Genomic DNA, 5349 nt, shown 5'->3' on the forward strand with positions numbered 1-5349 from the left:
TAAGCCAAAAAGGGGGTCAGAAGTCTCAGCGGTTCCCTTCCCGGCCATCGCGGACCTCGTAGTTTTTCCTGTGAAGCAATTTCAGTAAGGAGGGCTCCTCGAGATGTCAGAAAGAAAGCGAGGGTCTCCTCTTCCGGTCACTGCGAAGATCTTCTCTTCCGGTTATCGCAAGGGCTTTTTTCGGTCATCGCGATGACCTTTCTTTTCGGTCATCGCGAGGAGCGAAGCGACGAAGCGATCTCGTCCTCCCAAAAACAAGACCACGACTTTGCGGTGATAGTCCAAAGGAGCCACCTGAGCAAAGCAATCCGAGATTGCCTTCACCAGACGAAAATACGAGGTTCGCAATGACCCCCCTGGTTTGCCCTTGCAAGGCTTTTTCCGGTCACTGCGAGGTCGTCGTTTCGCTTCCGAAGCAGTCTCTCAGAGCTCCTCGTAGAGGTCCCTCCACTCAGGATTGAAGGAGGTGACGAGGGCGATTTTCTTTGCCCTTGAGCCACCTTTGATTTTCTTTTCCCAGAGAATTGCCTCTTCTGGATTGTCGAAGACTTCAAAGTACACAAGCTTCACCACGTTGTACTTTGCGGTGAAACCTGGAACGACTTTCGTCTTGTGTTCCCAGACCCTTCGTTTCAGGTCATTGGTTACCCCGGTGTAGAGGACGGTGTTCCGGGGATTGGTCATGATATAGACGAAGTACTGGCGTTCCATGGAAGAAAGCTTACCAGAAGGAATTCCTCTGGAAAAGGAGGACGTTGTCCAGAATGCGGGATGAATGTGAGATCGCTTCGCTGCGCTCGCGATGACCAGGAAAAGAGGCGCTCGCGATAACCGGGAAAAAGACCCCTGCAAGACACATGCAATGGTCACTGCGAGGTCGTAGTTTCGTCTCCGAAGCAGTCTCTATTCAGGGACCGTGATATCGCTTTGCAAACGAGAAGACAGGTTCGCGGTAACGTTCCAGGAATTACTGCAGGCAACGGGTAATCTTCTCCCTCACGAACTCAACCACTTCTTCTGCCAACCGCACCGCTTCGCAGGCGGCGTCTTTTGTGTACACCTTTGCGGGGATGCTGTCGGGGAGACTGTTCAGATACCTCGTCGGTACGTAGTATCCATCGAGCACTGCCCATCTTTTTGCCTTTTCTGAAAACCCGGCATCAAACCTTGATGCCGAAGCGCACAGTCTCTCCACCGAACGGCCAATAACTATCTCCTCTCCCTGAGCGTACAGGAAAGCCTTCAGGGCTTTCTCCCCTACCTGCTGGGCCAAAAAACACGCTATGTGGTAGCCTCCCCTTTCGGCCAGGTCTTTTGCCCATTTCAGGTCTTCTGTTGCCTGTTTAAGCCATCGCTTTCCCTCTTCAATCGCTTAATCGCTTCTCTTCTCATAGAGCAGAATCTCTTCCTCCATCACCTTCTTGAGGAAACCCGTTCCCTTCATCCTTTCAAATTCTTCAGGCGTGTAGCAGAGGATATCCGCATCCACCGGAAGGGCAAGCAGGGAGTAAAGCTCCTTCAGCCTTTCTGGAAACGGTTTATCCGTCTTCATCACTATGAGAATATCCAAATCGGTGAAAAGGTCAGTTCTCCCTCGAGCGTAAGAACCAAAGACACTGATTCTCTCCACTCTATCCCGGAGCTTTTTGACCACTTCTTCAGCTGACTTCCGCAGGAGTTCCACGTATTCTTCTCTTTTCCTGCGAGCGCGCTCGTCCATGCTCTCCCCCATCCCATTATACCATCAGGGGTATCCGACCCTCCTTCAAGGGAAATCCCCCAAGTGGTACAATGAGCAAAAAGCAGCCAGGGCCCGGAGGGGTTTTGTTGAAGGTCCTTGTCATCGGAGCCGGTGGACAGCTCGGCTCAGAAGTGGTGCGCGTTCTGCAGGGGGAACACGAGGTCATTCCCGCCACACGAAATGAAGCGGATGTCACGGACCTGTCGCAACTCCTTCCTTTTGTCTAGAGCATTTCACCCCAGGTCATAGTGAACGCCGCGGCGTACACCGATGTAGACGGATGCGAGGGCAATAGAGAGAAAGCCTTCCTTGTGAACGCCATTGGAGCCCGGAATGTGGCGGTGGCGGCAAGGGAAGTGGGTGCCAAACTTGTGCACATAAGCACCGATTACGTCTTTGACGGATGCAAGGGCACTCCCTACCTTGAGTACGATCCTCCAAATCCCCTGAACGTCTATGGTCTTTCGAAACTCCTTGGAGAACAGATGGTGCGAGAGCAAAACCCTCGCTCCTTCATCCTCCGAGTGGCCTGGCTCTACGGTTCCCGGGGGAAAAATTTCGTCAAAACGATACTCAGGCTTGCCCAGGAAAGAGAAGAAATACGCGTGGTGAACGACCAGCGGGGAACTCCCACCTTCGTGGGGGATGTTGCCCACGAGATCAAAGTGCTCATCGAGACGGATTGCTACGGCCTTTACCACTGCACCTCCCAGGGGAGCTGCACCCGTTATGAGTTTGCAAGAGAGATACTCCGCCTTGCCGGAATTCCTGCAAGAGTCGTCCCAGTAACAAGTGCCGAATTCCCCACACCCGCAAGGCGCCCTGCCGACTCCACCTTGGAGAACTTCCTGCTCAAGGTCCAGGGCCTTGACGTGATGCCCCACTGGGAGGAGTCCCTTGCGTCCCAAATTGGAAAAATCAAGGAGGCGGTGGAGAATGAAGGCACTAGTCCTCTCCGGAGGTAAGGGCACAAGACTCCGTCCCCTGACGTACACCCTCCCCAAGCAGCTTGTTCCCGTTGCCAATCGGCCGATTATCCACTACGTCATGGACCAGGTCAAAAGTACAGGAATAAAAGATGTGGGGGTGATTATCGCCCCGGAGACCGGACAGCAGGTGAAAGAGGCCCTTGCTGCCAACCCCTGGGGATTTCGCTTCACCTTCATCCTTCAGGAAGAGCCCAGGGGTCTTGCCCATGCTGTGAAAACCGCCCGGGAGTTCCTCGGAGACGAACCCTTCCTGATGTACCTTGGGGACAACTTGATTGGAGAGAGCATTGTCCCCTTCGTGGAAGAGTTCAAGCAGAGTCAAGTGGAGGCCATGATTCTTCTGAAAGAGGTTGAGGACCCCAGGATGTTCGGAGTCGCAGCGGTGGACGAAAACGGGAACGTGCGTTTCCTTGTTGAGAAACCCAAAGAACCCCCATCGAACCTTGCCCTTGTGGGCGTTTACCTCTTTGCACCCGCCATCCACGAAGCCATTGCAGAAATCAAACCCTCCTGGCGAGGGGAACTTGAGATTACCGATGCAATTCAAAAGCTCCTTGAGAAAGGCAAAAGCGTAAAAAGCCACATCCTCAGGCGCTGGTGGCTCGATACCGGGAAAAAAGACGACCTTCTTGAGGCAAACCGCGTGATTCTCGACGAATTCGTGAGGGAAAACCTCGAGGGAGAAATTGACCCTGAAAGCAAGGTGGTGGGACGAGTCTCCCTCTCTAAAGGTGTCCGGGTGAGGAAAAGCACTGTCCGGGGTCCCGTGGTGATTGGGGAAAACACCGTAATCGAGAACTCCTTCATCGGTCCCTACACGAGTATCGGAAAGAACTGCCTCATAGAGAATTCAGCCTTAGAGCACTCGGTTATCCTTGACGGTGCCAAAATCATCGGTGTCGAAAGGCTCGAAGACAGCGTCATCGGAAAGAACACTGTCGTCGCAAGAGGGAGAGAGAACACCAGGGCACTGCGCCTCATGGTCGGGGATGATGCGGAGGTACTCCTCTGATGCCCTTCCGCTTTGAAAGACTCGAGATTCCAGAGGTCATCCTGATTGAGCCTCAGGTCTTCCACGACGAGCGGGGTTTCTTCATGGAGACCTATCGGTACTCTACTTTTGCTGCCTTTGGCATCAAGGAGAATTTCGTCCAGGACAACCACTCCCGCTCCGTGCGGGGAGTCCTGCGGGGCCTCCACTACCAGAATCCCCCCAAAGCCCAGGGGAAGCTCGTTCGGGTCGTTGTGGGAGAAATTTTCGATGTGGCCGTGGACATCCGCAAAGGCTCACCAACCTACGGCCGGTGGGTGGGGGTAAAACTCTCGGCCGAAAACAGGAAAATGCTCTACATCCCTGCAGGCTTTGCCCATGGTTTCTGCGTCCTCAGTGATGTAGCTGAAGTCGTCTACAAGGTAACCGAAGAGTACGCCCCCGAATGTGAAGCAGGAATCATCTGGAACGACCCGGAAATCGGCATCACATGGCCCATCGAAAATCCCATAGTTTCCCCAAAGGATGCGCGCTGGCCCCCTCTTGAGAAAGCGGTGAACAGGTTCACCTACAGCGGAGGAGGTGGAGAATGAAACTCCTTGTTACCGGAGGATGCGGCTTCATCGGGAGCAACTTCATCCGCTACGTACTCAAGGTGCACCCGGATTGGGAAATCGTGAATCTCGACAAGCTGACCTATGCGGGTAACCTCAAGAATCTCAAGGACGTCGAGGGGAACCCACGGTACAGGTTCGTAAAGGGCGATATTGCCGACCGGAATCTCGTGCATGCACTCTTTGCCGAAGAAAAATTCACCGCCGTGGTGAATTTTGCCGCCGAATCCCACGTTGACAGGAGCATTTTAGACCCTGCGCCGTTCATCGAAACAAACGTCAAGGGCACCCAGGTCCTCCTTGAGGCGGCTCGAGCACACGGAGTGGAGAAATTCCTCCAGATTTCCACCGACGAAGTGTACGGTAGCCTCGACCCAGATGACCCGCCCTTCAGCGAGGAATCACCTCTCAGGCCCAATTCTCCCTATGCTGCGAGTAAAGCCTCTGCTGACCTTCTCTGCCGGGCCTACTACAAGGCTTACGGCGTCCCCGTGGCCATCACAAGGAGTTCCAACAACTACGGTCCCTACCAGTTCCCCGAAAAGCTCATCCCCCTCATGATTCGCAACGCCCTCCAGGGGATGCCCCTTCCCGTTTACGGCAGGGGAGAAAACATCCGCGACTGGCTCTACGTTGAGGACAACTGCAAAGCCATAGACCTTGTGCTCCAGAGGGGCCGTGCAGGTGAAATCTACAACATCGGTGGCGGCTGCGAGAAAAAGAACCTCGAAGTCGTCCAGATGATTTGCAATATCCTTGAAGAGCTCAACCCACCTGCCCTTCATCGCCCACTCCATTCCCTCATCACCTTCATCAGGGACCCTCGAGGTGCAGCCCATGACCTCCGCTACGCCCTCGACTGCAGGAAAATCAAAGAGGAACTCGGCTGGGAACCGAAAGTGAGCTTCGAAGAGGGACTCCGCCGAACTGTAGAGTGGTACCTGGACAACGGCGACTGGGTGGAGAGCGTGATCACAGGGGAGTACCTCGAGTACTACCAGAAGGTGTACGGGC

At 54.2% G+C, this 5349-nt stretch carries 6 protein-coding genes and 1 pseudogene; 4 read left to right on the top strand and 3 right to left on the bottom strand.

Going from position 1 to position 5349, the window contains the following annotated elements:
* Positions 1–423 precede the first annotated feature (423 nt).
* The 3 genes from H5U36_08535 to H5U36_08545 all read right to left on the bottom strand — a co-directional run bounded on the left by H5U36_08535 (position 424) and on the right by H5U36_08545 (position 1720).
* On the bottom strand, positions 424–711 hold the full coding sequence (locus H5U36_08535; GenBank protein ID MBC7218164.1) for a GIY-YIG nuclease family protein: 288 nt from the start codon (positions 709–711) through the stop codon (positions 424–426).
* Between the two features lie 256 nt (positions 712–967).
* Positions 968–1369: a HEPN domain-containing protein gene (locus H5U36_08540; GenBank protein ID MBC7218165.1), complete on the bottom strand. Its 402-nt coding sequence runs from the start codon at positions 1367–1369 to the stop codon at positions 968–970.
* Positions 1370–1372: 3 nt separating this feature from the next.
* Positions 1373–1720: a nucleotidyltransferase domain-containing protein gene (locus H5U36_08545; GenBank protein ID MBC7218166.1), complete on the bottom strand. Its 348-nt coding sequence runs from the start codon at positions 1718–1720 to the stop codon at positions 1373–1375.
* 107 nt (positions 1721–1827) lie between these two features.
* Between H5U36_08545 and rfbD the strand changes: the two are divergent.
* The 4 genes and pseudogenes from rfbD to rfbB all read left to right on the top strand — a co-directional run.
* Positions 1828–2706 (top strand): annotated as a pseudogene (gene rfbD, locus H5U36_08550) (dTDP-4-dehydrorhamnose reductase).
* Positions 2678–3742 (top strand): glucose-1-phosphate thymidylyltransferase, encoded by a 1065-nt coding sequence (locus H5U36_08555; GenBank protein MBC7218167.1) that lies wholly within the window; start codon positions 2678–2680, stop codon positions 3740–3742. The pseudogene rfbD and the gene H5U36_08555 overlap by 29 nt, the downstream one beginning before the upstream one ends.
* Complete coding sequence (gene rfbC / locus H5U36_08560) at positions 3742–4314, top strand: dTDP-4-dehydrorhamnose 3,5-epimerase (GenBank protein MBC7218168.1); 573 nt, start codon at positions 3742–3744, stop codon at positions 4312–4314. The genes H5U36_08555 and rfbC overlap by 1 nt, the downstream gene beginning before the upstream one ends.
* Positions 4311–5349 (top strand): dTDP-glucose 4,6-dehydratase (rfbB, locus tag H5U36_08565; GenBank protein MBC7218169.1); only part of this gene is annotated, 1039 nt, incomplete at its 3' end. The genes rfbC and rfbB, both read left to right, overlap by 4 nt.

This window comes from Candidatus Caldatribacterium sp. (assembly GCA_014359405.1).
Classification (GTDB): Bacteria; Atribacterota; Atribacteria; order Atribacterales; family Caldatribacteriaceae; genus Caldatribacterium; species Caldatribacterium oleiphilum.

Coding starts and splice junctions, on each gene's coding strand:
- H5U36_08555 (MBC7218167.1), top strand. CDS start 2,678: ATGAAGGCACTAGTCCTCTCCGGAGGTAAGGGCACAAGACTCCGTCCC.
- H5U36_08535 (MBC7218164.1), bottom strand. CDS start 711: ATGGAACGCCAGTACTTCGTCTATATCATGACCAATCCCCGGAACACC.
- H5U36_08545 (MBC7218166.1), bottom strand. CDS start 1,720: ATGGACGAGCGCGCTCGCAGGAAAAGAGAAGAATACGTGGAACTCCTG.
- rfbC (MBC7218168.1), top strand. CDS start 3,742: ATGCCCTTCCGCTTTGAAAGACTCGAGATTCCAGAGGTCATCCTGATT.